22 protein-coding genes are annotated in these 25,201 nt (G+C 59.3%); 3 read left to right on the plus strand and 19 right to left on the minus strand.

What is annotated here, in order from left to right:
• Nucleotides 1-3: 3 nt before the first annotated feature.
• The 14 genes from nuoF to AC1RBR_RS10695 all read right to left on the minus strand — a co-directional run bounded on the left by nuoF (nt 4) and on the right by AC1RBR_RS10695 (nt 16,127).
• A complete protein-coding gene (gene nuoF / locus AC1RBR_RS10630; RefSeq protein WP_027614663.1) occupies nt 4-1,359 on the minus strand; it encodes an NADH-quinone oxidoreductase subunit NuoF in 1,356 nt (451 codons plus the stop codon).
• On the minus strand, nt 1,356-1,853 hold the full coding sequence (gene nuoE / locus AC1RBR_RS10635) for an NADH-quinone oxidoreductase subunit NuoE (protein WP_003223804.1): 498 nt from the start codon (nt 1,851-1,853) through the stop codon (nt 1,356-1,358). Before nuoE ends, nuoF begins: the two co-directional genes overlap by 4 nt.
• Nucleotides 1,854-1,855: 2 nt before the next feature.
• Nucleotides 1,856-3,640: an NADH-quinone oxidoreductase subunit C/D gene (gene nuoC / locus AC1RBR_RS10640; protein WP_127651031.1), complete on the minus strand. Its 1,785-nt coding sequence runs from the start codon at nt 3,638-3,640 to the stop codon at nt 1,856-1,858.
• A 69-nt stretch (nt 3,641-3,709) separates the two neighbouring features.
• Nucleotides 3,710-4,384: a NuoB/complex I 20 kDa subunit family protein gene (locus tag AC1RBR_RS10645; protein WP_003223809.1), complete on the minus strand. Its 675-nt coding sequence runs from the start codon at nt 4,382-4,384 to the stop codon at nt 3,710-3,712.
• 10 nt (nt 4,385-4,394) lie between these two features.
• Complete coding sequence (locus tag AC1RBR_RS10650) at nt 4,395-4,808, minus strand: NADH-quinone oxidoreductase subunit A (RefSeq protein WP_003223812.1); 414 nt, start codon at nt 4,806-4,808, stop codon at nt 4,395-4,397.
• A gap of 643 nt (nt 4,809-5,451) precedes the next feature.
• Entirely contained in the window at nt 5,452-6,777 is a 1,326-nt protein-coding gene (aceA, locus tag AC1RBR_RS10655) for an isocitrate lyase (RefSeq protein ID WP_003223815.1), read from the minus strand.
• A 473-nt stretch (nt 6,778-7,250) separates the two neighbouring features.
• The gene (locus AC1RBR_RS10660) at nt 7,251-8,012 is read right to left on the minus strand and encodes a secretin N-terminal domain-containing protein (RefSeq protein WP_095138928.1); all 762 of its coding nucleotides are present in this window, start codon (nt 8,010-8,012) and stop codon (nt 7,251-7,253) included.
• 262 nt (nt 8,013-8,274) lie between these two features.
• A complete protein-coding gene (locus AC1RBR_RS10665) occupies nt 8,275-8,700 on the minus strand; it encodes a GNAT family N-acetyltransferase (protein WP_095138930.1) in 426 nt (141 codons plus the stop codon).
• A complete protein-coding gene (locus AC1RBR_RS10670) occupies nt 8,693-9,865 on the minus strand; it encodes a ribosomal protein uL16 3-hydroxylase (protein ID WP_003223820.1) in 1,173 nt (390 codons plus the stop codon). Before AC1RBR_RS10670 ends, AC1RBR_RS10665 begins: the two co-directional genes overlap by 8 nt.
• A gap of 86 nt (nt 9,866-9,951) precedes the next feature.
• On the minus strand, nt 9,952-11,322 hold the full coding sequence (gene purB / locus AC1RBR_RS10675; RefSeq protein WP_027614666.1) for an adenylosuccinate lyase: 1,371 nt from the start codon (nt 11,320-11,322) through the stop codon (nt 9,952-9,954).
• 127 nt (nt 11,323-11,449) lie between these two features.
• Complete coding sequence (gene hflD, locus AC1RBR_RS10680) at nt 11,450-12,073, minus strand: high frequency lysogenization protein HflD (RefSeq protein ID WP_003223824.1); 624 nt, start codon at nt 12,071-12,073, stop codon at nt 11,450-11,452.
• A complete protein-coding gene (gene mnmA, locus AC1RBR_RS10685) occupies nt 12,070-13,194 on the minus strand; it encodes a tRNA 2-thiouridine(34) synthase MnmA (RefSeq protein ID WP_027614667.1) in 1,125 nt (374 codons plus the stop codon). The genes hflD and mnmA overlap by 4 nt, the downstream gene beginning before the upstream one ends.
• A gap of 59 nt (nt 13,195-13,253) precedes the next feature.
• Entirely contained in the window at nt 13,254-13,700 is a 447-nt protein-coding gene (locus AC1RBR_RS10690) for an NUDIX hydrolase (protein ID WP_007964846.1), read from the minus strand.
• 201 nt (nt 13,701-13,901) lie between these two features.
• Nucleotides 13,902-16,127: an NADP-dependent isocitrate dehydrogenase gene (locus AC1RBR_RS10695; RefSeq protein ID WP_492564267.1), complete on the minus strand. Its 2,226-nt coding sequence runs from the start codon at nt 16,125-16,127 to the stop codon at nt 13,902-13,904.
• A 481-nt stretch (nt 16,128-16,608) separates the two neighbouring features.
• On the opposite strand from AC1RBR_RS10695, the gene icd reads away from it, so the two are divergent.
• Entirely contained in the window at nt 16,609-17,865 is a 1,257-nt protein-coding gene (icd, locus tag AC1RBR_RS10700; RefSeq protein ID WP_003223831.1) for an NADP-dependent isocitrate dehydrogenase, read from the plus strand.
• Between the two features lie 61 nt (nt 17,866-17,926).
• Here the strand turns inward: icd and AC1RBR_RS10705 are convergent, their stop codons facing one another.
• Nucleotides 17,927-18,208: a cold shock domain-containing protein gene (locus AC1RBR_RS10705; RefSeq protein ID WP_095139051.1), complete on the minus strand. Its 282-nt coding sequence runs from the start codon at nt 18,206-18,208 to the stop codon at nt 17,927-17,929.
• Between the two features lie 224 nt (nt 18,209-18,432).
• Between AC1RBR_RS10705 and clpS the strand changes: the two genes are divergently transcribed.
• On the plus strand, nt 18,433-18,816 hold the full coding sequence (clpS, locus tag AC1RBR_RS10710) for an ATP-dependent Clp protease adapter ClpS (protein ID WP_011334948.1): 384 nt from the start codon (nt 18,433-18,435) through the stop codon (nt 18,814-18,816).
• A 30-nt stretch (nt 18,817-18,846) separates the two neighbouring features.
• Entirely contained in the window at nt 18,847-21,117 is a 2,271-nt protein-coding gene (gene clpA / locus AC1RBR_RS10715; RefSeq protein ID WP_007964841.1) for an ATP-dependent Clp protease ATP-binding subunit ClpA, read from the plus strand.
• A gap of 1,037 nt (nt 21,118-22,154) precedes the next feature.
• Here clpA and infA read toward each other — a convergent pair.
• The 4 genes from infA to trxB form a co-directional block, all read right to left on the minus strand.
• Nucleotides 22,155-22,373, minus strand: a complete 219-nt coding sequence (gene infA / locus AC1RBR_RS10720; protein WP_002553999.1) for a translation initiation factor IF-1 — start codon at nt 22,371-22,373, stop codon at nt 22,155-22,157.
• Between the two features lie 112 nt (nt 22,374-22,485).
• A complete protein-coding gene (locus tag AC1RBR_RS10725; protein WP_095138940.1) occupies nt 22,486-23,193 on the minus strand; it encodes an arginyltransferase in 708 nt (235 codons plus the stop codon).
• Nucleotides 23,194-23,250: 57 nt separating this feature from the next.
• On the minus strand, nt 23,251-23,931 hold the full coding sequence (gene aat, locus AC1RBR_RS10730) for a leucyl/phenylalanyl-tRNA--protein transferase (protein ID WP_492564268.1): 681 nt from the start codon (nt 23,929-23,931) through the stop codon (nt 23,251-23,253).
• 62 nt (nt 23,932-23,993) lie between these two features.
• The gene (gene trxB, locus AC1RBR_RS10735; protein ID WP_115985563.1) at nt 23,994-24,953 is read right to left on the minus strand and encodes a thioredoxin-disulfide reductase; all 960 of its coding nucleotides are present in this window, start codon (nt 24,951-24,953) and stop codon (nt 23,994-23,996) included.
• Nucleotides 24,954-25,201: the final 248 nt, after the last annotated feature.

The following is a 25,201-nucleotide window of genomic DNA, read 5'->3' on the forward strand; positions in this document are numbered from 1 at the left end:
CGTTTACGCGCCGACTACGATCGGCCTTGCCAGAGGCGGGACGGCGGCGCTTGCGGGCGCGATACCGGCTTCGAACTCTGGACGGAAGTATTTGATGGCACTGCCCAACGGCTCCACGGCACCCGGTGCGTGAGCACAGAAGGTCTTGCCTGGGCCGAGGAAACCGACCAGACCCAGCAGGGTCTCGATGTCGCCTGGCTGACCACGGCCTTCTTCAATGGCCATCAAGAGCTTGACGCTCCATGGCAAACCATCACGGCACGGGGTGCAGAAGCCGCAGGATTCGCGGGCGAAGAACTGCTCCATGTTGCGCAGCAAGGAGACCATGTTGACGCTGTCGTCCACCGCCATCGCCAGGCCGGTACCCATCCGGGTGCCCACTTTGGCGATGCCGCCGGCGTACATTTGTGCGTCGAGGTGTTCCGGCAACAGGAAGCCGGTACCGGCGCCACCTGGCTGCCAGGCCTTGAGCTTGTAACCGTCGCGCATGCCGCCGGCGTAGTCTTCGAACAGCTCACGGCCGGTGACGCCGAATGGCAGCTCCCACAGGCCAGGGTTCTTGACCTTGCCGGAGAAGCCCATGAGCTTGGTGCCCATGTCTTCGCTGCCCTCGCGGGCCAACGATTTATACCAGTCAACGCCGTCGGCAATGATCGCCGGCACGTTGCACAGGGTTTCGACGTTGTTCACGCAGGTCGGCTTGCCCCACACGCCGACGGCGGCAGGGAAGGGCGGTTTGGAGCGCGGATTGGCGCGGCGGCCTTCGAGGGAGTTGATCAGTGCGGTTTCTTCACCGCAGATGTAACGCCCGGCGCCGGTGTGGACGAACAGTTCGAAGTCGAAACCGCTGCCCAGAATGTTTTTACCCAGCAGGCCCGCAGCCTTGGCTTCTTCCACGGCACGGTTGAGGTGCTTGGCGGCGGTGGTGTACTCGCCACGCAGGAAGATGTAGCCACGGTAGGTTTTCAGTGCGCGGGCACTGATCAGCATGCCTTCGATCAGCAGATGGGGCAGTTGCTCCATCAGCATGCGGTCTTTCCAGGTGTTCGGCTCCATCTCGTCCGCGTTGCACAGCAGGTAGCGGATGTTGATGGATTCGTCCTTGGGCATCAGGCCCCACTTCACGCCAGTGGGGAAGCCTGCACCGCCGCGGCCTTTGAGGCCGGCGTCTTTCACGGTCTGGACGATGTCGTCCTGAGCCATGTCGGCGAAGGCTTTGCGCGCAGCGGCGTAACCGTTCTTGGCCTGGTATTCGTCGAGCCACACGGCTTCGCCGTCGTCACGCAGACGCCAGGTCAGCGGGTGAGTCTCGGCCGAACGCTTGATGCGGTTGGCCGGGCCGAAAGATGTCAGGGTCATACGTAGCCCTCGAGCAGTTTGGCCACGCCGGCAGGCTGCACGTCGCCAAAGGTGTCGTCGTCGATCATCAGCGCCGGTGCCTTGTCGCAGTTGCCGAGGCAGCAGACAGGCAGCAGGGTGAAACGACCGTCGGCGGTGGTCTGACCCAGGCCGATGCCCAGATTGTTCTGGATTTCGCTGACCACCGACTCGTGGCCACCGATGTAGCAGACCATGCTGTCGCAGACGCGAATGATGTGACGGCCGACCGGCTGACGGAAGATCTGGCTGTAGAACGTCGCCACGCCTTCAACGTCGCTGGCCGGGATGCCGAGGATCTCGCCGATTGCGTACAGGGCGCCATCCGGCACCCAGCCACGTTCTTTCTGAACGATCTTCAGGGCTTCGATCGACGCCGCGCGCGGGTCTTCGTAGTGATGCAGCTCGTGCTCGATGGCCGAGCGCTCGGTTTCACTCAAGGTGAAACGGTCTGTCTGGATAAGCGTGCTGTTCATGCTTAGCGGTCCACGTCGGCCATAACGAAGTCGATACTACCCAGGTACGCAATCAAGTCCGCGACCATGCTGCCTTTGATCACCGAAGGGATCTGTTGCAGGTGCGGGAAGCTCGGAGTACGGATCCGGGTACGGTAGCTCATGGTGCCGCCGTCGCTCGTCAGGTAATAACTGTTGATGCCCTTGGTCGCTTCGATCATCTGGAAGGATTCGTTGGCCGGCATGACCGGGCCCCACGAAACTTGCAGGAAGTGCGTGATCAGGGTTTCGATGTGCTGCAGCGTGCGCTCTTTCGGCGGCGGCGTGGTCAGCGGGTGATCCGCCTTGTACGGGCCTTCCGGCATGTTGCGCATGCACTGGTCGATGATCTTGATGCTCTGGCGCATCTCTTCGACGCGGACCATGCAGCGATCGTAGGCATCGCCATTGGCGGCCAGCGGTACTTCGAATTCGAAGTTCTCGTAGCCGGAGTATGGACGCGCTTTACGCAGGTCGAAGTCGCAACCGGTCGAACGCAGGCCGGCACCGGTGACGCCCCATTCCAGGGCCTCTTTGGTGTTGTACTGGGCGACGCCGATGGTCCGGCCCTTGAGGATGCTGTTCTGCAGGGCCGCCTTGGTGTATTCGTCGAGGCGTTTTGGCAGCCATTCAACGAAGTCTTTCACCAGTTTGTCCCAGCCGCGCGGCAGGTCGTGGGCGACGCCACCGATGCGGTACCAGGCCGGGTGCAGACGGAAACCGGTGATGGCTTCGATCACCGTGTACGCCTTCTGGCGGTCGGTGAAGGTGAAGAACACCGGGGTCATGGCGCCGACGTCCTGGATGTAGGTGCCCAGGAACAGCAGGTGGCTGGTGATCCGGAAGAACTCGGCCATCATGATGCGGATGACGTCGACCTTCTCCGGCACCTTGATGCCGGCCAGCTTCTCGACCGAGAGCACGTACGGCAGGTTGTTCATCACGCCGCCGAGGTAGTCGATACGGTCGGTGTACGGAATGAAACTGTGCCAGGACTGACGCTCGGCCATCTTCTCGGCACCACGGTGGTGGTAACCGATGTCCGGCACGCAGTCGACGATCTCTTCACCGTCCAACTGCAGAATGATGCGGAACGCACCGTGGGCCGAAGGGTGGTTCGGGCCCAGGTTGAGGAACATGTAGTCCTCGTTGGCCCCGGAACGCTTCATGCCCCAGTCTTCAGGACGGAAGCGCGCGGCTTCTTCCTCAAGCTGTTGCTTGGCGAGGTTGAGGCTGAACGGATCGAATTCGGTGGCGCGCGCCGGGAAGTCCTTGCGCAGCGGGTGACCTTCCCAGGTCGGCGGCATCATGATGCGCGACAGGTGCGGGTGGCCTTTGAAGTCGATGCCGTACATGTCCCAGACTTCACGCTCGTACCAGTTGGCGTTCGGCCAGATGCTGGTGACGGTCGGCAAGCTCAGGTCGCTTTCGGACAAGGCGACTTTGATCATCACGTCACTATTACGCTCAAGCGACATGAGGTGATAGAACACGGTGAAGTCGGCGCCCGATGGCAGCCCTTGACGCTTGGTGCGCAGACGCTCGTCCACGCCGTGCAGGTCATAGAGCATGACGTACGGCTTGGGCAGGTTGCGCAGGAAGGTGAGGACTTCGACGAGTTTGGCGCGCGCCACCCACAGCACCGGCATGCCGGTGCGGGTCGACTGAGCGGTGAACGCTTCGGCGCCAAAACGGTTGTTCAATTCGACGACCACATCCTGGTCGTCTGCCTTATAAGGCGGGATGTACAGAGCGCTGCCTGTAGTCATGGTTATTTTTTCGCTTTCGGTCAACGTAAAGAATGAAGCCAGCTTCTCGTTTCTTTGAAACAGACTGGATCAGACTTCGTCAGGGCTGCGCAGGTTGGTGACTGCGATTCGCTGTTCGCGGCGCTGTTCCTTTTGCGAAGGCATGTCGGCGCGATAGACGCCTTGGTCGCCAACGACCCAGGAAAGCGGACGACGCTCCTGTCCAATCGATTCCTGCAACAGCATCAAGCCTTGAAGGAATGCTTCTGGACGAGGCGGGCAGCCAGGTACGTAGACGTCCACGGGCAGGAACTTGTCCACCCCTTGAACCACGGAGTAGATGTCGTACATGCCACCGGAGTTGGCGCACGAACCCATGGAGATAACCCACTTCGGCTCGAGCATCTGCTCGTAGAGACGCTGAATGATCGGCGCCATCTTGATGAAGCAGGTACCGGCGATAACCATGAAGTCGGCCTGACGCGGTGATGCCCGGATAACTTCGGCGCCAAAGCGCGCGATGTCGTGGGGCGCCGTGAAGGCGGTGGTCATTTCCACGTAGCAGCACGAAAGGCCGAAGTTGTACGGCCACAGGGAGTTTTTACGCCCCCAGTTGACCGCGCCACTCAGCACGTCTTCGAGCTTGCCCATGAAAATATTTTTGTGGACTTGATCCTCTAACGGATCGGAAACGGTTTCCCGTTCGCCGATCGGATACTGCTCGTTAGGAGCATCGGGGTCGATTCTGGTGAGATTGTATTGCATTGCCAAAGCCTCATTGTTTCAGCTTCGCCTGCCGCTTGCGACGAGCTTCCGGAGCCCAGTCAAGGGCGCCCACTCGGAACAGGTAGACAAGACCTGCCAACAGAATTGCTATGAAAACGAGAGCTTCGACGAATCCGGTCCAGCCGCTTTCGCGGACGGACACAGACCATGCAAAGAGAAAGAGGGCTTCGATATCGAAGATCACGAACAGCATCGCGACCAGATAGAATTTGGCTGAGAGCCGCAAGCGGGCGCCACCTGTAGGTAGCATGCCGGACTCGAACGGTTCGTTTTTGCTGCGGCCCCAGGCTTTTGACCCGAGGAGGCTGGAGACGCCAAGCATGAAGGCACACAGGCCGACGACACCCAGAAGGAAAATGGCAAAGCCCCAGTTGTGGGCCATGAGTCCTGTCGCTTCGGGCATGCTGGTAATCCTTAACAGAGAGCAAAGGTCTCTGAGCTTGATAAAGAAATAGGCAGTGACGATATGTCGCAGCAATCAATCGCGCTGATTTTATGGCTAAACACCCGGCAAGTAAAATTCCTATAGCGAAATTATTTATTGGAATAAGGACATAGCGTACCTCCAATGCCCTGCAGCCCATGCGTTGCGGGCATTAGCCGGGTTTATGCAAATAATGTTTTGTAGGGAATGTAACGAACATAGTTGCGGGTAAATGATAATTGATATCGTTTGCAGGGGTTTTGTAACTGTTTAGCGGCGCAGTAAACAGAAAGTTGTCTTATATGCCTGTTACTGCAAGTAGCGGTGGCGCCCGTTTTAGCTGATTTTTCTGACCTGAGTACTGGTCTGGATCAATGTTTTGTCGCACGGCCGGCGCTAAACCTGTGGGAGCGGGCTTGCTCGCGAAGGCATCTCGTCAGTTTGCATAGGCGGTGGCTGACACACCGCATTCGCGAGCAAGCCCGCTCCCACAGTAGAGCTGTGGTGTTTGGGGAGTCGGCGGGCAAAAAAAACGCCCCGAACCAGTCGGGGCGTCAGTCTTGCGGCTTTGCGGTTAGCTTTCTATACGATCCGCAAAGGCCGTTTGCTCAGCGAAGCCGAATCAGTGGAACTGTTCTTCTTCGGTCGAACCGGTCAGTGCGGTTACCGACGACGAGCCGCCCTGAATCACGGTGGTCATGTCGTCGAAGTAGCCGGTGCCCACTTCCTGCTGGTGAGCCACGAAGGTGTAACCCTTGGCGGCGTCAGCGAATTCCTGCTCCTGCAGCTTCACGTAGGCAGTCATGTCGTTGCGGGCGTAGTCGTGCGCCAGGTTGAACATGCTGTGCCACATGTTGTGAATGCCGGCCAGGGTGATGAACTGGTGCTTGTAACCCATGGCGGACAGTTCGCGCTGGAACTTGGCGATGGTCGCGTCGTCCAGGTTTTTCTTCCAGTTGAAGGAAGGCGAGCAGTTGTACGACAGCAGTTGGTCCGGGTATTCCTTCTTGATCGCTTCAGCGAAGCGACGGGCTTCTTCCAGATCCGGCTTGGCGGTTTCGCACCAGATCAGGTCGGCGTACGGTGCGTAGGCCAGGCCACGGGCGATGGCTTGATCGAGGCCGGCACGAACCTTGTAGAAGCCTTCCTGAGTGCGCTCGCCAGTCACGAACGGCTGGTCGTACGGGTCGCAGTCGGAAGTCAGCAGGTCAGCAGCGTTGGCGTCGGTACGGGCCAGGATGATGGTCGGGGTACCGGCAACGTCAGCAGCCAGACGCGCAGCGGTCAGCTTCTGTACGGCTTCCTGAGTCGGAACCAGTACTTTGCCGCCCATGTGACCACACTTCTTCACGGAAGCCAGTTGGTCTTCGAAGTGCACGCCAGCGGCGCCTGCTTCGATCATGCTCTTCATCAGCTCGTAAGCGTTCAGAACGCCGCCGAAACCGGCTTCAGCGTCAGCCACGATCGGCGCGAAGTAGTCGATGTAGCCTTCGTCGCCCGGGTTCTTGCCGGCTTTCCACTGGATCTGGTCAGCACGACGGAACGAGTTGTTGATGCGCTTGACCACGGTTGGCACCGAGTCCACCGGGTACAGCGACTGGTCCGGGTACATCGATTCTGCGGAGTTGTTGTCCGCAGCCACTTGCCAGCCCGACAGGTAGATCGCCTGGATACCGGCCTTGACCTGCTGAACAGCCTGGCCGCCGGTCAGGGCGCCCATGCAGTTGACGAAATCTTTCTCTGGGCGGAAGGACGGCTTGGCACCCTGGGTCACCAGGTTCCACAGCTTCTCGGCGCCCATTTTTGCGAAGGTGTGCTCAGGTTGAACCGAGCCACGCAGACGGACGACGTCAGCAGCGGAGTAAGTGCGAGTCACGCCTTTCCAGCGCGGGTTTTCAGCCCAGTCTTTTTCAAGGGCTGCAATTTGCTGTTCGCGTGTCAGTGCCATGGAGATAAACCTCGTCGCGTCTTTATGAAAAGTTGTTCTGCGGTGGAAAATTCCTGCGCTCGCTGATCAGAAGCTTAGGTGGTCAAGTCGGATTCGGTGGGGTAGGCGACGGGATGAACGATGGGCTCGAGGGGAAGTGAGCAGGTAGTGGCGGACTGCGGGCGCATTCGGGCGTCGTGGGCCTTTACACGGTCTACAGCGTGAAGCCGGGTTACCTAATTACGCTTCCGTCCCTCGGGACAACTTCGTTCCAGTCGGCAACCTCGTCAAACACACCTTGTGGGCGGTACAGACACGAAGCGGTTCGCGGGGTAGGTGCGAACGTCGCTTCGAAGGCCCTTGCCAGGGCCTCTGATTAGCGGGAGCGAGGCCATCATGCCTTCGCTTTTTTGGCTCGTCAAACGTTTTGTAGTGCTTTTTTTCAAGCACTACATCTTTCGTCTAATACGACTAATCAGTCAGTTTTCGGTGCTTTAGTCCAGAGCGTCGACTTTGACCCGCAAGGTCATGTCATCCCGGCCTTGAGTCGAGTAGCTGCGGGTCAGGCCCTGTTTGTCGGCCTGAGTCTGGCGATTCACGCCGGCGAGGGTGATCCATTCGCCCAGGCGTCCGCTGACCGTTGTGTCGGTACTTTGCACGTTCACTACATCAGGACGGTCCTGGCTCATACGGTCACGGTTGGTACTGATCGCCAGGTGAACGATGTCGCCGGTGACGCTGGCGGTAACGTAGAAGCCTTGGGTGACGTTGCGGTATTGGGTCTGGCTGTTGTAACCGCCGTAGGAGTCACTTTGAACATTGGTGATCGGCACGCTCTGACCAACCTGAATCAGCGCCGGCATGCCGTCGGTGGCCTGCACTTGCTGCACGCCGCCGTCACGGCTGGCGGTGCTGCGGCTGATGATCCGGGTCTGATTCGGCTGCGCGCCGTTGACCGAATAACCTTCATCGCCGCGACCGTTGTTTTCATTGGTGTCGACGGTGATCAGCAAGCGCTTGGGCGCAGTGTCCAGTTGCGTGATCAACGCCTTGAGTTCCTGGATCTTGTCCGGCTCGGCCTTGATGATCAGTTGGTTGCCATAGGCGCTGACCTGGCCGTCCTTGCCGATGAAGTCTTGCGCCATCGGTAGCATGTCGGCGCTGGTGCGGTAGTTGAGGGGGACGATTTCTGTGGCTGCCATCACCGAAAAACTGCAACCGAGCAGCAGGGTGGTGAGCAGGGTGCGTAGGGACATGTCCGTTATCTCCGCTTTCGAAAGGCTTGATATTGCCAGTTTGTCGGCCCGGGGTGGGGCAAGTTGAATCGTAGACAGCAAAACGCCCCGGCATCCGAAGATGGTGGGGCGTTTTGAGGGTGCTCACATACCGCTTTTTGTGGCGAGGGAGCTTGCTCCCGCTGGGCTGCGCAGCAGACCCCAAATTTTCAGGGCCGCTTCGCGCCCCAGCGGGAGCAAGCTCCCTCGCCACAGGGTTTCACAGGTATGGGATCTCTGTTGATCAGGCCGAATGCCGAACCATATCGACATGCGGAATCCCGGCTTCGAGGAATTCCTCGCTGACCAGGCTGAAGCCCAGGCGCTCATAGAACGCCGTGGCTTGTACCTGGGCGCTGAGCATCTGCTGCTGCAGGCCGCGGGCTTCGGCTTCGGCGATGACCGCTTGCATCAGCGCATCGCCTACCTTCATCCCGCGCCAGTCCTTCAACACCGAAACCCGACCAATGTGCCCGTCAGGCAGCAGGCGGGCGGTGCCGATCGGAAAGTCGCCTTCGAACGCCAGAAAATGCACGGCGGTCGCGTCATCGGCGTCCCATTCCAGCTCGGGTGGCACCGATTGTTCGGCGATGAACACCGTTTCACGAATGCGCCGGATCTCGGCGATGTCCTTCTGCCAGTCTGCGACACGTACGCGAATCTTATTCATCGGCAAATCCCAGGCTGCCCTGTTTGACCAGCTCGCACAGCAGGCCGCGACCATCTTCGTCGTTCAGCCACTCGCCGAGGTTGTCGACGTGCAGCGCATCGGCGGCGCAGATCATCTTCAGCAGCTCGCGCAGCTTGCCCGGCAGGTAACGGCTCTGGCCGCTGGCGAACAGCAGCAGATCGTCATCGACTTCCGACCAGGCCAGTCGCGCGCTCGGGTTGCGGATCAGCACTGCGCCGTCCTGCAGCGCGTTGAGGAAGTCATCCTCTTCAACGTCTTCCGGGCCGACCACCAGTTCCGGGTAGCGCGGTTCGGTCATGTACTGGCCGAACCAGGTCAGCAGCAGACGCTCGTCGCTCATGTGTTCGGCGAGCAGGCTTTTCAGGCGGCCGAGTGCGTCGTGCTGGATCTGATGCGGATCATCGCTGACCGGTTTCGCATCGGCGTCGGTGTAGCGTTCTTCGTCAGTCAGGAACTGGCTGAGGAAGTCGGTGAAGTGGGTCAGCACTTCCGAGGCGCTCGGGGCGCGGAAGCCGACCGAGTAGGTCATGCAGTTGTCCACGGCGACACCGCAGTGGGCCAGGCGCGGCGGCAGGTAGAGCATGTCGCCCGGTTCCAGCACCCATTCTTCGGTCTCGTGGAATTCGGCGAGGATGCGCAGATCCGCGTGTTGCAGCAGCGGGCTCTCGGAGTCGCACATCTGGCCGATTTTCCAGTTGCGCTGGCCGTGGCCTTGCAGCAGGAACACGTCGTAGTTGTCGAAGTGCGGGCCGACGCTGCCACCCGGGGCGGCGAAGCTGATCATCACGTCATCGACGCGCCAGCTCGGCAGGAAGCGGAAGTTTTCCAGCAGCTCGCTGACTTCCGGCACGAATTGATCAACGGCCTGAACGAGCAGGGTCCACTCTTTTTCCGGCAGTTTGCTGAATTCGTCTTCGGCGAACGGGCCGCGACGCAGCTCCCACGGGCGCTCGCCGTGCTCGATCACCAGGCGCGACTCGACCTCTTCTTCCAGGGCCAAGCCGGCCAGCTCGTCGGCGTCGATCGGGCTTTCGAAGTCAGGGATGGCCTGACGGATCAGCAGCGGCTTTTTCTGCCAGTAATCGCGCATGAATTCGCGCGCCGTGAGACCGCCCAGAAGTTGAAGAGGAGTATCAGGATTCATGTGTAACCTATTGAAAAAAAGCATTTTTCAGACGGGAATAAAAACGCCCGGCGCGGCCGGGCGTCTCAAACGGGTCAAGCGGTGAATCAGATGCGTTTGGCTTGCGCCACAGCGTTGCCGATGTAGTTGGCCGGGGTCAGCTGTTTCAGCTCGGCTTTCGCTTCGGCTGGCATGTCCAGGCCGTCGATGAAAGTCTGCAGCGCTTCAGGGCTGATGCCCTTGCCGCGGGTCAGTTCTTTGAGCTTTTCGTACGGGTTTTCGATGTTGTAGCGGCGCATCACGGTCTGGATCGGCTCGGCCAATACTTCCCAGCAAGCGTCCAGATCGGCAGCGATCTTGTCAGCGTTCAGCTCAAGCTTGCTGATGCCTTTGAGGCTGGCTTCGTAGGCGATCACGCTGTGAGCGAAGCCCACACCGAGGTTGCGCAGTACGGTGGAGTCGGTCAGGTCGCGCTGCCAGCGGGAAATTGGCAGTTTGCTCGCCAGATGCTGGAACAGTGCGTTGGCGATGCCCAGGTTGCCTTCGGAGTTTTCGAAGTCGATCGGGTTGACCTTGTGCGGCATGGTCGACGAACCGATTTCGCCAGCGATGGTGCGCTGTTTGAAATAACCGAGGGAGATGTAGCCCCAGATGTCACGGTCGAAGTCGATCAGGATGGTGTTGAAGCGTGCGATCGCATCGAACAGCTCGGCGATGTAGTCGTGCGGTTCGATCTGCGTGGTGTACGGGTTGAAGCCCAGACCCAGCTCGTCTTCGATGAAGGCGCGGGCGTTGGCTTCCCAGTCGATCTGCGGGTAGGCCGACAGGTGCGCGTTGTAGTTGCCCACGGCGCCGTTGATCTTGCCCAGCAGCGGCACGGCAGCGACTTGAGCGATCTGACGCTCGAGACGGTAAACCACGTTCGCCAGCTCTTTACCCAAAGTAGTCGGGGAGGCCGGTTGACCGTGGGTGCGCGACAGCATCGGCACGTCGGCGAAACGGATCGCCAGTTCGCGGATGGCGTTGGCAGTCTGGCGCATCAGCGGCAGCATCACGTCGTCACGGCCTTCGCGCAGCATCAGGGCGTGGGACAGGTTGTTGATGTCTTCACTGGTGCAGGCAAAGTGGATGAACTCGCTGACCTTGGCCAGCTCCGGCAGCTTGGCCGCCTGCTCCTTGAGCAGGTATTCGATCGCCTTGACGTCGTGGTTGGTGGTGCGCTCGATCTCTTTGACGCGCTCGGCGTGCTCCAGCGAGAAGTTTTCAGCCAGTTCATTGAGAACGGCGTTGGCCTCGGCGGAGAAGGCTGGCACTTCCGGGATACCGGCGTGGGCGGCCAGGCGCTGGAGCCAGCGCACTTCAACCAGGACGCGGGCACGGATCAGGCCGTACTCGCTGAAAATCGGGCGCAGGGCCTGGGTTTTGCCGGCGTAGCGGCCGTCAACAGGGGAAACCGCAGTGAGCGAAGAGAGCTGCATGGGGTGTTCTCGGACAGTCGGGCAACGAAATGGGGCGCGTATCATACATGAAAAAATCCGCCGGTCCGTTGCCAACTGACCGGCGTATTACGCGCTACAGACTACAAAACTTTTATTGCGCGACGATTTACTCGCTGCGCATCAACGGATACAGCTCTTTGAGCAGCTTGCGCCGACTGATCACCAACTGCCAGCGGTGGCCGCCGAGCTGCCGCCACAGGCGTGCCGAGCGGATGCCGGCCAGCAGCAGGGCGCGAATCTTCGAAGCGTTGCTCGGTTGCTGCAGGTTGCGCATGTCGCCATGCACCTGGATGCGCTGGCGCAGCGTGCTCAGGGTGTCCTGATACAGCGCGCCGCAGGCGGCGATCACGTTTTCGTGGGCCGGGCCGAAGTGTTCGACCTGCGACTGAATCTGCGGCAAGCGTTTGCCAATGGTGTCGAGCATGTCGTCACGTTTGGCCAGTTGGCGTTCCAGACCGAGCATCGACAGGGCATAGCGCAGCGGTTCGCGTTGCAGGGTGCTCGGGTCGCGCTCAAGGGCGCCGATCAATGCCCGATAACCCTCGCGCAGATTGAGGTCGTCGCCGCCGTACACGTCCAGTGTGTCCTTCGGGTCGCGTACCAGCAGGCTACCGAGCATGCAGCTCAGGCCGGCCTCGCTGGTCTGGCCGGTCTTGGCGATGCGGTCGACCAGCACGGCGGCGAGAAACACCCCGCCCAGCGCCGTCAGTTGCTCCTGAGTCGGGCTCATGCCTGGCCGCTCCACGGTTCGGCGACTTCGATCACGCCGCCACCGAGGCAGATTTCACCGTCATAGAACACCACGGACTGGCCCGGGGTCACCGCGCGTTGCGGTTCGTCGAACACGGCGCGGTAGCCGTTTTCGGTTTTTTCCAGGGTGCAAGCCTGATCGCTCTGGCGATAACGCACTTTGGCAGTGAGGCGCAGTGGCTGGCTCAGGTCGATCGGGTTGACCCAATAGATTTCCGAAGCGAGCAGGGCGCTGGAGAACAGCCACGGATGATTGTTGCCCTGGCCGACGATCAGCTCGTTAGTGTCCAGATCCTTGCGCAGCACGTACCACGGCTCGTCGCCGGCATCTTTCAGGCCGCCAATACCCAGGCCCTGACGCTGACCGATGGTGTGGTACATCAAGCCGTGGTGACGGCCGATGACTTCGCCTTCGGTGGTCTTGATCTCGCCCGGTTGCGCCGGCAGGTATTGCTTGAGGAAGTCGCTGAAACGTCGCTCGCCGATGAAGCAGATCCCGGTGGAATCCTTCTTCTTGGCGGTCGCCAGCTCGTATTTCTCGGCAATGGCGCGAACTTCCGGCTTTTCCAGTTCACCGACCGGGAACAGGGTCTTGGCGATCTGTTCGCCGCCAACGGCGTGCAGGAAGTAGCTCTGATCCTTGTTCGGATCGAGGCCCTTGAGCAGTTCGGTGCGGCCATCGATGTCGCGACGGCGCACGTAGTGACCGGTGGCGATCAGGTCGGCGCCAAGCATCATGGCGTAGTCGAGGAACGCCTTGAACTTGATCTCGCGGTTACACAGGATGTCCGGGTTCGGCGTGCGACCGGCCTTGTATTCGGCGAGGAAGTGCTCGAACACGTTGTCCCAGTACTCGGCGGCGAAGTTGGCGGTGTGCAGCTTGATGCCGATCTTGTCGCACACGGCCTGGGCATCCGCCAGGTCGTCCATGGCGGTGCAGTATTCCGTTCCGTCGTCTTCTTCCCAGTTCTTCATGAACAGGCCTTCCACCTCATAGCCCTGCTCGATCAGCAGGAGAGCGGAAACGGAAGAGTCCACGCCGCCGGACATGCCGACAATGACGCGCTTCTTGGATGTGTCAGAAGGGGCTGGATCACGCATAGGGATTCAATGAGTGTCTTGAAAAAGGACGCGATTCTAGCAGGCTCACGGCCTCAAGGCTAAAGAGAAGGGCGGATCAGTTCGAGACTGAAGTGATGGCCGGCCAGATAGTCGTCGATGCAGCGGATGATCAGCTCACTGCGCCAGTTGTCACGCTGAGCGATTAATTCGCTACGGGTCAACCACTTGGCGCCGACGATGCCGTCGTCAAGTTGATAGTCCGGGTGGTGTTTCACCGCTTTGGCGCTGAAGCACACGCGTTGATAAGTCACGCCGTTGCTCGGCGCGGTATACAGATAAATGCCGATCACGCCGGTGGGTTCGACGTCCCAGCCGGTTTCCTCGAGGGTTTCGCGGATGGCGGCGTCGATCAGGGTTTCGTTCGGATCCAGATGGCCGGCGGGCTGATTGAGCACGTTACGCCCGGCTTTGTGCTCTTCGACCATCAGGAAGCGACCGTTGTCTTCGACGATGGTGGCGACGGTGATGTGGGGGAGCCATTCCATAAAACCTTCCTCAAAATCCAGGTTAAAACTCAATCCTCTTGTGGGAGCGGGCTTGCTCGCGAATGCGGTGGGTCAGTCAATGACGATGTTGAATGATAAACCGCATTCGCGAGCAAGCTCGCTCCCACAGGGGGCTTGTGTTGTGTTCGGAAACACAAACCCCGGCACACGGCCGGGGTTTGTGATGTTCCCTTTACAACCTTAAACCAGCGCAGCAATCGCCGCGTTGAAGGTTGCGCTTGGGCGCATGGCCTTGCTGATCAGCTCGGCGTCGGCGTGGTAGTAACCGCCGATATCGACTGGCTTGCCCTGCACCGCGTTGAGCTCGGCAACGATGGTCGCCTCGTTCTCGGTCAGGGTTTTGGCCAGGGTCGCGAATTGCGCTTGCAGTGCAGCGTCTTCGGTCTGGGCGGCCAGGGCCTGAGCCCAGTACAGCGCCAGGTAGAAATGGCTGCCGCGGTTGTCGATGTTGCCGACCTTGCGCGATGGCGACTTGTTGTTGTCGAGGAACTGGCCGGTGGCCTGATCCAGAGTTTTCGACAGAACCAGCGCTTTCGGGTTGTTATAGTTCACACCCAAATGCTCGAGGGAGGCTGCCAGTGCGAGGAACTCGCCCAGCGAATCCCAGCGCAGGAAGTTCTCTTCGACCAGTTGCTGCACGTGCTTCGGCGCCGAACCGCCGGCGCCGGTTTCGAACAGGCCACCGCCGTTCATCAGCGGCACGATCGACAGCATCTTGGCGCTGGTGCCCAGTTCCATGATCGGGAACAGGTCGGTCAGGTAGTCACGCAGTACGTTGCCGGTCACCGAAATGGTGTCCTTGCCTTCGCGGGTGCGCTGCAGGGTGTACTTCATGGCATCGACCGGCGCCATGATCTGGATGTCCAGACCGCTGGTGTCGTGATCCTTCAGGTAAGCCTGAACCTTCTCGATCACCACGCCGTCGTGGGCGCGCATCGGGTCCAGCCAGAAGATCGCCGGGGTGCTGCTGGCGCGAGCACGGTTGACGGCCAGTTTGACCCAGTCCTGGATCGGCGCGTCTTTGGTCTGGCACATGCGGAAGATGTCGCCGGCTTCGACAGCCTGTTCCATCAGCAGGTTGCCCTTGCTGTCGGTGACGCGAACCACGCCGTCAGCCTTGATCTGGAAAGTCTTGTCGTGCGAGCCGTACTCTTCGGCTTTCTTCGCCATCAGGCCAACGTTTGGCACGCTGCCCATGGTGGTCGGATCGAACGCGCCATTGGCTTTGCAATCTTCGATCACGGCCTGGTAGATAGTTGCGTAGCAACGATCCGGGATCACCGCCTTGGTGTCGTGCAGCTGACCGTCGGTGCCCCACATCTTGCCAGAGTCGCGGATCATTGCTGGCATCGAGGCGTCGACGATGACGTCGCTCGGCACGTGCAGGTTGGTGATGCCTTTGTCGGAGTTGACCATCGCCAGGGATGGGCGAGCAGCGTAGACCGCCGCGATGTCAGCTTCGATCTGTGCTTGCTGCTCGGCCGGCAGGGCCTTGATGCGCGCGTACAGGTCGCCGATGCCGTTGTTCAGGTTGAAGCCGATCTGGGCCAGCACGTCAGCGTGCTTGGTCAATGCGTCTTTATAGAACTCGGCAACGATCTGGCCGAACATGATCGGGTCGGAGACCTTCATCATGGTCGCTTTCAGGTGCACCGAGAGCAGCACGCCTTGCGCTTTGGCGCTTTCGATTTCAGCGGCGATGAACGCGCGCAGGGCGTTTTTGCTCATCACGGCGCAGTCGAGGATTTCGCCGGCCTGAACGCTGGTTTTTTCTTTCAGGACGGTAGCAGTGCCGTCTTTGGCGATCAGCTCGATTTTCACAGCGTCAGCGGCGTCGATCAGGGCAGCTTTTTCGCTGCCGTAGAAATCGCCGGTGCTCATGTGAGCGACGTGGGACTTGGAGTCTTTGGCCCACGCGCCCATTTTGTGCGGGTGCTTGCGCGCGTAGTTTTTTACCGACAGCGGAGCGCGGCGGTCGGAGTTGCCTTCACGCAGAACCGGGTTCACGGCGCTGCCCTTGACCTTGTCGTAACGCGCCTTGGCTTCTTTTTCGGCGTCGTTGGTCACGGTTTCCGGGTAGTCCGGCAGGTTGTAACCCTGGGCTTGCAGCTCTTTGATTGCCGCTTGCAGCTGAGGTACCGAAGCACTGATGTTCGGCAGCTTGATGATGTTGGCTTCAGGCGTAACGGCCAGGTCGCCCAGTTCGGCGAGGTGGTCGGCTACGGCTTTGTCGCCCAGTTGCTCGGGGAAGCTGGCCAGGATGCGCGCTGCAAGAGAGATATCGCGGGTTTCCACGGCGATATCGGCCGAGGAGGTGTAAGCCTCGATGATCGGCAGCAGGGAATAGGTGGCGAGGGCTGGAGCTTCGTCGGTGAAGGTATAGATGATCTTCGAGCGGGTGGGCATATTCGGATTAACTCTCTCTTCTTTGCTAAAGCGTGCGCAGAAACTCGAGGGGCGCCGGGTAAGCGCGTTCGTTCAAAGTCATCCATGAACCGAATGTCGAGAATCTTCGCGGTGATGTTGGGTGCATCAGTAGAGCGTCAAGCAGTCAGGCTGCGGTAACAACCCGACCAATCAGGCGGAAAGTCTCGTTCTAGAGAGGCCAGCCGTCGTGACCCTGTGGTCAGCGGGCGGCATTATACATAGGTAGCTGGCAATCTGCCGATGGTTCATATGCAACCCGTCTCGTCCATTGGTCTAAAGGTCGCAGGGGTGGGTGGGGCGTAGAGTCGCTGCGAATGCTTGAGTTTGGCGCTTTTCCCTTTGCTTTCAGGCTTGTACGAAACCAGATGTGCCCGCGCCGTGAACAGAGGGTTTGCGTGTTGATTTAACTGGGTTACGCTCGAACCAAGCCAGATGTTCAATCCAAACAATGGAGTTCAGCATGGGTTACAAGAAGATTCAGGTTCCAGCCGTCGGCGACAAAATCACCGTCAATGCAGACCATTCTCTCAATGTTCCTGATAACCCGATCATCCCCTTCATCGAAGGTGACGGCATTGGCGTCGACGTCAGCCCGGTGATGATCAAAGTGGTTGATGCTGCCGTGGCCAAGGCCTACGGGGGCAAGCGCAAGATTTCCTGGATGGAGGTTTACGCTGGCGAAAAAGCGACTCAGGTCTATGACCAGGACACCTGGCTGCCCCAGGAAACCCTGGACGCCGTCAAGGATTACGTGGTCTCCATCAAGGGCCCGCTGACCACCCCGGTCGGTGGTGGCATCCGCTCCCTCAACGTAGCCCTGCGCCAGCAACTCGATCTGTATGTATGCCTGCGCCCGGTGGTGTGGTTCGAGGGTGTGCCGAGCCCGGTGAAAAAGCCCGGCGACGTCGACATGGTGATCTTCCGCGAGAACTCCGAAGACATTTATGCCGGTATCGAATGGAAGGCCGGCTCCCCTGAGGCCACCAAGGTCATCAAGTTTCTGAAAGAAGAGATGGGCGTCACCAAGATCCGTTTCGATCAGGATTGCGGTATCGGCATCAAGCCTGTTTCCAAGGAAGGCACCAAACGTCTGGTGCGCAAGGCCCTGCAATACGTGGTGGACAACGACCGCAAGTCGCTGACCATCGTGCACAAGGGCAACATCATGAAATTCACCGAAGGTGCCTTCAAGGACTGGGGTTACGAGGTGGCGAAGGAAGAATTCGGTGCCGAGCTGCTCGATGGCGGCCCATGGATGAAGTTCAAGAACCCGAAAACCGGCCGTGAAGTCATCGTCAAGGACGCCATTGCCGACGCCATGCTCCAGCAGATCCTGCTGCGTCCGGCCGAGTACGACGTGATCGCCACGCTGAACCTCAACGGTGACTACCTCTCCGACGCCCTGGCGGCTGAAGTGGGCGGTATCGGTATCGCGCCGGGCGCCAACCTGTCCGACACCGTGGCCATGTTCGAGGCGACACACGGTACCGCGCCGAAGTACGCCGGCAAGGACCAGGTCAATCCGGGCTCGGTGATTCTGTCGGCCGAGATGATGTTGCGTCATCTGGGCTGGACCGAAGCGGCTGACCTGATCATCAAGGGCACTAACGGCGCCATCAAGGCCAAGACCGTGACCTATGACTTCGAACGTCTGATGGAAGGTGCCACGCTGGTGTCTTCTTCGGGCTTCGGTGAGGCGATCATCAAGCACATGTAAGTCGTGCAGGTACAAAAAAACCGCCTTCGGGCGGTTTTTTCATGACTGGGTGACGGTTGAGTCAGCCTGATACCTTTTCTTGTTGGGAGGCATGCTTGGCCGATTCGTTTGTCTCCTTCTCCGCCTGGATTTTTACCGCGTGCAGGCCTTTGGGGCCCTGAACGATGTCGAAGTTGACGATTTGTCCGGCCTTGAGGGTTTTATACCCGTCCATGTCAATGGCGGAGTAGTGTGCAAAGAAATCGATCTCTTTGCCGTCCTCGTCGCGTCCTTCCCGGGCATCGGTGTTGATGAAGCCGAACCCCTTGGCATTGTTGAACCACTTGACCTTGCCGACAGCCATGCTCAAATCCCTCTGCAACAGACTCCATCGCTGGAGTATCATCCAGGACATCCGCAATCTGATTCGTTAAAAGAATTGACTCCGCGGATCTTTTTTACCCACTGTGGGCTCTATTGGTTGTAACACCGTTTTCCCGATAGTCAAGGTGACCGGGCAGTCGGAGTTGAAAAGGTGTACAGCCGCCCCCACCACTGTATTTGCACAACTGACGAACCTTTCTTTCCATGCATGCAATCAGCCAGATTCGACTAACATTCAATCAGGATCGCCCGCTTCTCCAAAAGGATCTTCCACAGGAGCACGACGACGATTCGGCAGGCGTTGCTGTTCAGGAAGCAAAGCCTGCGTTACAGGCGCCGCCGATGTACAAGGTGGTTTTGTTCAACGATGACTACACACCGATGGATTTCGTCGTCGAAGTGCTCGAGGTGTTTTTTAACCTGAATCGCGAGCTGGCGACCAAGGTCATGCTGGCCGTTCACACAGAAGGACGGGCAGTATGTGGAGTGTTTACCCGCGACATCGCCGAGACAAAGGCCATGCAGGTCAACCAGTACGCCAGGGAAAGCCAGCATCCGCTACTCTGTGAAATCGAGAAGGACGGTTAATCGCCGACCACTTGGGTATGAGGTGAAGCTATGTTAAACCGCGAGCTCGAAGTCACCCTCAATCTTGCCTTCAAGGAGGCTCGTTCGAAGCGTCATGAATTCATGACCGTCGAACACCTGCTGCTGGCCCTATTGGACAATGAGGCTGCCGCCACCGTATTGCGTGCCTGCGGCGCAAACCTCGACAAACTCAAGCACGACCTGCAGGAGTTCATCGACTCCACCACGCCACTGATCCCCGTCCATGACGAAGATCGCGAAACCCAGCCAACTTTGGGCTTCCAGCGTGTACTGCAACGTGCTGTCTTCCATGTGCAGAGCTCGGGCAAACGCGAAGTAACCGGCGCCAACGTGCTGGTTGCAATCTTCAGTGAGCAAGAGAGTCAGGCCGTATTCCTGCTGAAACAGCAGAGCGTTGCGCGCATTGATGTCGTCAATTACATCGCCCACGGCATTTCCAAAGTGCCAGGGCACGGCGATCACTCTGAAGGTGAACAAGATATGCAGGACGACGAGGGCGGTGAGTCTTCTTCTTCAGGCAATCCGCTGGATGCTTATGCCAGCAACCTCAACGAACTCGCGCGCCAGGGTCGGATTGATCCGCTGGTCGGCCGCGAATCGGAAGTCGAGCGTGTCGCGCAGATTCTTGCGCGCCGGCGCAAGAACAATCCGTTGCTGGTCGGCGAGGCAGGCGTGGGTAAAACCGCGATTGCCGAAGGCCTGGCCAAGCGCATTGTCGACAACCAGGTGCCGGATCTGCTGGCCAACAGCGTCGTCTATTCGCTCGACCTCGGTGCACTGCTCGCAGGCACCAAGTATCGCGGTGATTTCGAGAAGCGCTTCAAGGCGCTGCTCAATGAACTGAAAAAACGTCCGCAGGCGATCCTGTTCATCGACGAGATCCACACCATCATCGGTGCGGGTGCTGCGTCCGGTGGCGTAATGGATGCCTCGAACCTGCTCAAGCCGCTGCTGTCGTCTGGCGACATTCGCTGCATTGGCTCGACCACGTTCCAGGAATTTCGCGGCATCTTCGAGAAGGATCGTGCGCTGGCGCGACGCTTCCAGAAGGTCGATGTCGTCGAACCGTCGGTGGAAGACACCATCGGTATCCTGCGCGGCCTGAAAGGGCGTTTCGAGCAGCACCACAACATCGAATACAGCGATGAGTCGTTGCGCGCCGCTGCTGAACTGGCATCGCGCTACATCAATGACCGGCATATGCCGGACAAGGCCATCGACGTGATTGACGAGGCGGGTGCCTACCAGCGCCTGCAGCCGGTCGAGATGCGCGTCAAGCGCATCGAAGTGCCGCAGGTTGAAGACATTGTGGCGAAGATTGCGCGGATTCCGCCGAAACACGTCACCAGCTCCGACAAGGAACTGCTGCGTAACCTGGAGCGTGACCTGAAGCTGACGGTGTTTGGTCAGGATGCGGCGATCGATTCGCTGTCGACCGCGATCAAACTGTCCCGTGCCGGCCTCAAGTCGCCCGACAAGCCAGTCGGTTCGTTCCTGTTCGCAGGTCCCACCGGTGTCGGTAAAACCGAGGCTGCGCGGCAACTGGCCAAGGCGTTGGGTATCGAACTGGTGCGTTTCGACATGTCCGAGTACATGGAGCGCCACACCGTATCGCGTCTGATCGGTGCGCCTCCCGGCTATGTTGGCTTTGATCAGGGCGGTCTGTTGACCGAAGCGATCACCAAGCAGCCGCACTGCGTATTGCTGCTCGATGAAATCGAGAAGGCGCATCCGGAAGTCTTCAACCTGCTGCTGCAGGTGATGGACCACGGCACGCTCACCGACAACAACGGGCGCAAGGCGGATTTCCGCAACGTGATCGTGATCATGACCACCAACGCTGGCGCCGAAACCGCGGCGCGTGCTTCGATCGGCTTCACCCATCAGGACCACTCGTCTGATGCGATGGAAGTGATCAAGAAGAGCTTCACGCCGGAGTTCCGTAACCGTCTGGACACCATTATCCAGTTTGGTCGCCTCAGCCATGAGGTCATCAAAAGTGTGGTGGACAAGTTCCTTACCGAACTACAGGCGCAGCTGGAAGACAAGCGTGTGTTGCTGGAAGTTACCGATGCGGCGCGCAGTTGGCTGGCGGCCGGCGGTTATGACTCGGCGATGGGCGCACGTCCGATGGCGCGTCTGATCCAGGACAAGATCAAGCGTCCGCTGGCGGAGGAGATTCTGTTTGGCGAGCTGGCCGAGCATGGCGGTGTGGTGCACATCGACATCAAGGATGGTGAGTTGACGTTTGACTTTGAGACTACGGCTGAGATGGCCTGACGGTTGTAGATTTAAAAGGCGCCTTCGGGCGCCTTTTTTGTTTTGTGTCTGGATTTGGTGTTTGGGTGTATATCCGTTGCTGCGGTAACGGCCGCTTAGGGTTCCGCCCTGACGGCGGGTCACTTTTGGCAAACGCCCCAAAAGTAACCAAAAGGTCTATGCCCTGACGTTCGGCCCTCGCTTAGGCTCGGGTTCCTTCGCTGCGGGATTCATCCGGGGAGCAGCGCCTACGGTTTGCTTCGCTGCACCTCCTCTCGCTGTGTTTGGCTGCGCCAAACGGTCGCTGCGCTCCCACCCCCGGATAAATCCCTCCACTCAGCCTGCCGACGGGCCCTGAGATCAAAAGCTTTACTCGAGCTAACGCTCATTGTGTTGAGTGGGGCGGCTTCGCCGCAGGGTTGCACGCTCTCTGAATTTTAGGAGCCAGCCTGCTGGGGATGGCGGCCTGACAGCCGACCAATCTCTTGCTGATGCACCCGGCCCAATTGTGGGAGCTGGCCTGCCAGCGATGGCGGCCGACCAGTCTGCCAATCTCCAACTGCCTACCCCAATCCACTGTGGGAGCGGGCTTGCTCGCGAAGGCGGCCTGTCAGCCGACCAAACTCCAAATGAAAACACCCAATCCCATGTAGGAGCTGCCGAAGGCTGTGATCTTTTGATCTGCTTTGGCTTTGGCTTTGGCTCTTGATCTGGCTTTTGATCTTTTGCCCCTTCGGCAGGCCGAGCGTAGGTGTCCATCAGGGGGTTAGGCGCGCAGCGCCATGCGGCGAAGCCGCATACATCGAGAGGAAGTGCAGCGAAGCAAACCGGAGGCGATGCCCCCGGATGGACACCGTAGCGAGGGAACACTGAGCCTAAGCGAAGTGCCGTACGCCGGGGCAAAGCCTTTTGGGTTACCTTTTCGGCGTCTGGAAAAGGTGACTCGCTGTAAGAGCGAAACCGCCAGCGGCAGCACCCGCAGAAACGGATATACACCCAAACCCAAACCCCAGATACAAAAACGCCCGGCATAAACCGGGCGTTCTGTATTGACTTGATTAACGAGCGCGGTAAGTAATGCGCCCTTTGCTCAAGTCATAGGGCGTCAGCTCGACGCGCACTTTGTCACCGGTAAGAATACGAATGTAGTTCTTGCGCATCTTGCCGGAAATATGCGCGGTTACGACGTGCCCATTTTCCAACTCCACACGAAACATGGTGTTGGGCAGGGTGTCGACGACAGTGCCTTCCATTTCGAAGCTGTCTTCTTTCGACATGCAGTAAAGCCCTCGGTATCCAATGAATGGCCCGGTGCAACTGCGCCAGGCAAAAGCGGCGTGCATTGTGCCCGAAAAAGGCGGTTTAAGCCAAGGGGTTTACGGCTTGCGATCAGTTAAGGATCACCCAGCGCTGATTAATCAGCAATTCGATGGGGCGATATTGGGTCTTGTAGCTCATCTTTTTGCAGTTCTTGATCCAGTAACCGAGATACACCGCTTCCAGCCCCAGGCGCTGGCTTTCGGTGATTTGCCACAGGATTGCGAAACGGCCCAGGCTACGGCGCTCCTCGTCAGGTTCGTAAAAGGTGTAGACCGCCGACAGGCCGTTGGGCAGCAGATCGGTTACCGCGACGGCGAGTAACCGTCCGTCGAGACGAAATTCATAGAAGCGCGAAAAGGGCAGGTCGCGCACCAGAAAGGTCGAAAACTGGTCGCGGCTCGGCGGGTACATGTCGCCGTCGGCATGTCGCTGTTCTATATAGCGCTGGTACAGATCGAAATATTCTTCGCTGAAGTGCGGTTTTACCGGGCGTACCTGCAGATCGGCATTGCGTTTGAAAATACGTTTTTGCTGGCGGTTGGGGCTGAACTGCGCCACCGGGATGCGTGCAGGCACGCACGCATTGCAATTCTGGCAATGGGGCCGATACAGATGATCGCCGCTGCGACGAAAACCCATTTCCGACAGGTCTGCGTAGACATGCACATCCATGGGCTGACTCGGGTCGAGAAACAGCGTCGTCGCCTGCTCCTCGGGCAGATAACTGCAGGAATGAGGCTGAGTGGCATAGAACTTCAAGCGCGCCAACTCGGTCATGATCAACCCTCGGGATAAGCTGGTGAATTAAGTGTAAGCCACGCGCGCAAAAGTCGCTCAGCAAACCCAAGTGGCACGACTGGGTTGATCCAGGTGGCGAGCCAGATAGTCGGCGAATTCCTGGCGGGGGATCGCGCGGGCGCCGAGGCTGTGCAGATGATCGGTCGGCATCTGGCAGTCAATCAGAACGAATTCCGCTGCCTTCAGATGCTGCACCAGCGTGGCAAAGCCGAATTTGGAGGCGTTGTCGGCGCGGCTGAACATCGATTCGCCGAAAAACAGCTGCCCCATCGCCAGGCCATACAGGCCGCCGACCAGTTGGCCCTGATCCCAGACCTCGACCGAGTGGGCGAAGCCGCGGCGGTGCAGTTCGAGGTAGGCGTCCTGCATGGCTTCGGTGATCCAGGTGCCGTCGGCGTAGTCCCGTGGCGCGGCGCAGGCACGAATCACTGCGTCGAAATCCTGATCGAAGGTCACTTGGTAGCGTTGCTTGCGCAGCAGTTTGCCGAGGCTGCGCGAAACATGCAGTTCGTCGGGAAACAGCACGGTGCGTGGGTCCGGCGACCACCAGAGGATCGGCTGTCCTTCGGAAAACCACGGAAAACAGCCGTGCCGGTAAGCCTGCACCAGACGATCGGCGGACAGATCGCCACCGGCAGCCAGCAATCCATTGGGATCGCGCATGGCCTTATCCAGGGGCGGGAAAGTCAGGGAATTGCGTTGTAACCAAGTCAGCATGGCGTCCAGGCTTGCAGAAGGGGAGGGCGGTACGGGCGCGAGGCCCGCGCTAAAGTGTGCCGTTAAATGACAGGAATGTCGTCCAGATACTTCTCCGCGTCCAGTGCCGCCATGCAACCGGCGCCGGCCGAGGTCACGGCCTGGCGGTAGACATGGTCGGCCACATCGCCGGCAGCGAAGATGCCGGGGATCTCGGTGGAGGTGGCGTCGCCGTCGCTACCGCCCTTGACCAGCAGATAGCCGTCGCGCATTGGCAATTGGCCCTGAAACAGCTCGGTGTTGGGTTTGTGGCCGATGGCGATGAATACGCCGGCCAGTGCCAGTTCGCGGGTCTGCCCGGTGTGGCTGTCACGCAGGCGCGCGCCGGTCACACCGCTGGCGTCGCCCAGCACTTCGTCCAGATTCTGGTTCCAGTGCAGGCGAACGTTGCCATTGGCGGCTTTTTCGAACAGTTTGTCCTGGAGGATTTTCTCGGAGCGCAATTTGTCGCGGCGGTGGATCAAGTGCACCTCTTTGGCGATGTTCGACAGGTACAGCGCCTCCTCGACAGCGGTGTTGCCGCCGCCCACCACGGCGACCACCTGATTGCGATAGAAGAAGCCGTCACAGGTCGCGCAAGCCGAAACCCCTTTGCCGGCGAAGGCTTCTTCCGAAGGCAGGCCCAGATACTGCGCCGAAGCGCCGGTTGCGATGATCAGAGCGTCGCAGGTGTAAGTGCCACTGTCGCCGATGAGCTCGAACGGGCGTTGCTGCAACTTGGCGGTGTGGATGTGGTCGTAAACGATCTCTGTGGCAAAGCGCTCGGCGTGTTTTTGCATGCGCTCCATCAGCACCGGGCCGGTCAGGCCTTCGACATCGCCAGGCCAGTTGTCGACTTCGACGGTGGTGGTGAGCTGACCACCGGCCTGCAGCCCGGTAATCACCACCGGTTTGAGGTTGGCACGGGCAGCGTACACGGCGGCGCTGTAACCGGCGGGGCCGGAACCGAGAATGATCAGGCGTGAATGCTTCGCTGCGTTCATCAAATACACCTCATAAGCCTTTGTCACAAAAGGCAATGCATGCTCAAATTGAACCGCAGGATTTGTGCGCTTGGCTATGCTCAGCTATGGGGTTTGAAGCATGGCATCAGCCGCACAAACCCGTACAATGCCGGGCTGTTACAGAATATTTGTAGAGCGCTGTGTTTATGGCCGTGTTTATAAAAGCTGCGGCACAGTGTTAAAAGTAGTCTCAGATGCGCCGGTTCACTTTTTTACCTGCCTGGATT

This window comes from Pseudomonas sp. GW823-FHT01D03, from assembly GCF_058798255.1.

Excerpts from the sequence above, each read along its gene's own strand:
- nuoE (WP_003223804.1), bottom strand. The coding sequence starts at position 1,853 with ATGAACAGCACGCTTATCCAGACAGACCGTTTCACCTTGAGTGAAACC.
- trxB (WP_115985563.1), bottom strand. The coding sequence starts at position 24,953 with ATGAACGCAGCGAAGCATTCACGCCTGATCATTCTCGGTTCCGGCCCC.
- AC1RBR_RS10725 (WP_095138940.1), bottom strand. The coding sequence starts at position 23,193 with ATGACCGAGTTGGCGCGCTTGAAGTTCTATGCCACTCAGCCTCATTCC.
- clpS (WP_011334948.1), top strand. The coding sequence starts at position 18,433 with ATGCATGCAATCAGCCAGATTCGACTAACATTCAATCAGGATCGCCCG.
- AC1RBR_RS10705 (WP_095139051.1), bottom strand. The coding sequence starts at position 18,208 with ATGGCTGTCGGCAAGGTCAAGTGGTTCAACAATGCCAAGGGGTTCGGC.
- aat (WP_492564268.1), bottom strand. The coding sequence starts at position 23,931 with ATGCTGACTTGGTTACAACGCAATTCCCTGACTTTCCCGCCCCTGGAT.
- aceA (WP_003223815.1), bottom strand. The coding sequence starts at position 6,777 with ATGGCACTGACACGCGAACAGCAAATTGCAGCCCTTGAAAAAGACTGG.
- clpA (WP_007964841.1), top strand. The coding sequence starts at position 18,847 with ATGTTAAACCGCGAGCTCGAAGTCACCCTCAATCTTGCCTTCAAGGAG.
- AC1RBR_RS10645 (WP_003223809.1), bottom strand. The coding sequence starts at position 4,384 with ATGCAATACAATCTCACCAGAATCGACCCCGATGCTCCTAACGAGCAG.
- AC1RBR_RS10660 (WP_095138928.1), bottom strand. The coding sequence starts at position 8,012 with ATGTCCCTACGCACCCTGCTCACCACCCTGCTGCTCGGTTGCAGTTTT.
- AC1RBR_RS10695 (WP_492564267.1), bottom strand. The coding sequence starts at position 16,127 with ATGCCCACCCGCTCGAAGATCATCTATACCTTCACCGACGAAGCTCCA.
- AC1RBR_RS10670 (WP_003223820.1), bottom strand. The coding sequence starts at position 9,865 with ATGAATCCTGATACTCCTCTTCAACTTCTGGGCGGTCTCACGGCGCGC.
- AC1RBR_RS10665 (WP_095138930.1), bottom strand. The coding sequence starts at position 8,700 with ATGAATAAGATTCGCGTACGTGTCGCAGACTGGCAGAAGGACATCGCC.
- nuoF (WP_027614663.1), bottom strand. The coding sequence starts at position 1,359 with ATGACCCTGACATCTTTCGGCCCGGCCAACCGCATCAAGCGTTCGGCC.
- mnmA (WP_027614667.1), bottom strand. The coding sequence starts at position 13,194 with ATGCGTGATCCAGCCCCTTCTGACACATCCAAGAAGCGCGTCATTGTC.
- AC1RBR_RS10650 (WP_003223812.1), bottom strand. The coding sequence starts at position 4,808 with ATGCCCGAAGCGACAGGACTCATGGCCCACAACTGGGGCTTTGCCATT.
- hflD (WP_003223824.1), bottom strand. The coding sequence starts at position 12,073 with ATGAGCCCGACTCAGGAGCAACTGACGGCGCTGGGCGGGGTGTTTCTC.
- purB (WP_027614666.1), bottom strand. The coding sequence starts at position 11,322 with ATGCAGCTCTCTTCGCTCACTGCGGTTTCCCCTGTTGACGGCCGCTAC.
- infA (WP_002553999.1), bottom strand. The coding sequence starts at position 22,373 with ATGTCGAAAGAAGACAGCTTCGAAATGGAAGGCACTGTCGTCGACACC.
- AC1RBR_RS10690 (WP_007964846.1), bottom strand. The coding sequence starts at position 13,700 with ATGGAATGGCTCCCCCACATCACCGTCGCCACCATCGTCGAAGACAAC.
- icd (WP_003223831.1), top strand. The coding sequence starts at position 16,609 with ATGGGTTACAAGAAGATTCAGGTTCCAGCCGTCGGCGACAAAATCACC.
- nuoC (WP_127651031.1), bottom strand. The coding sequence starts at position 3,640 with ATGACTACAGGCAGCGCTCTGTACATCCCGCCTTATAAGGCAGACGAC.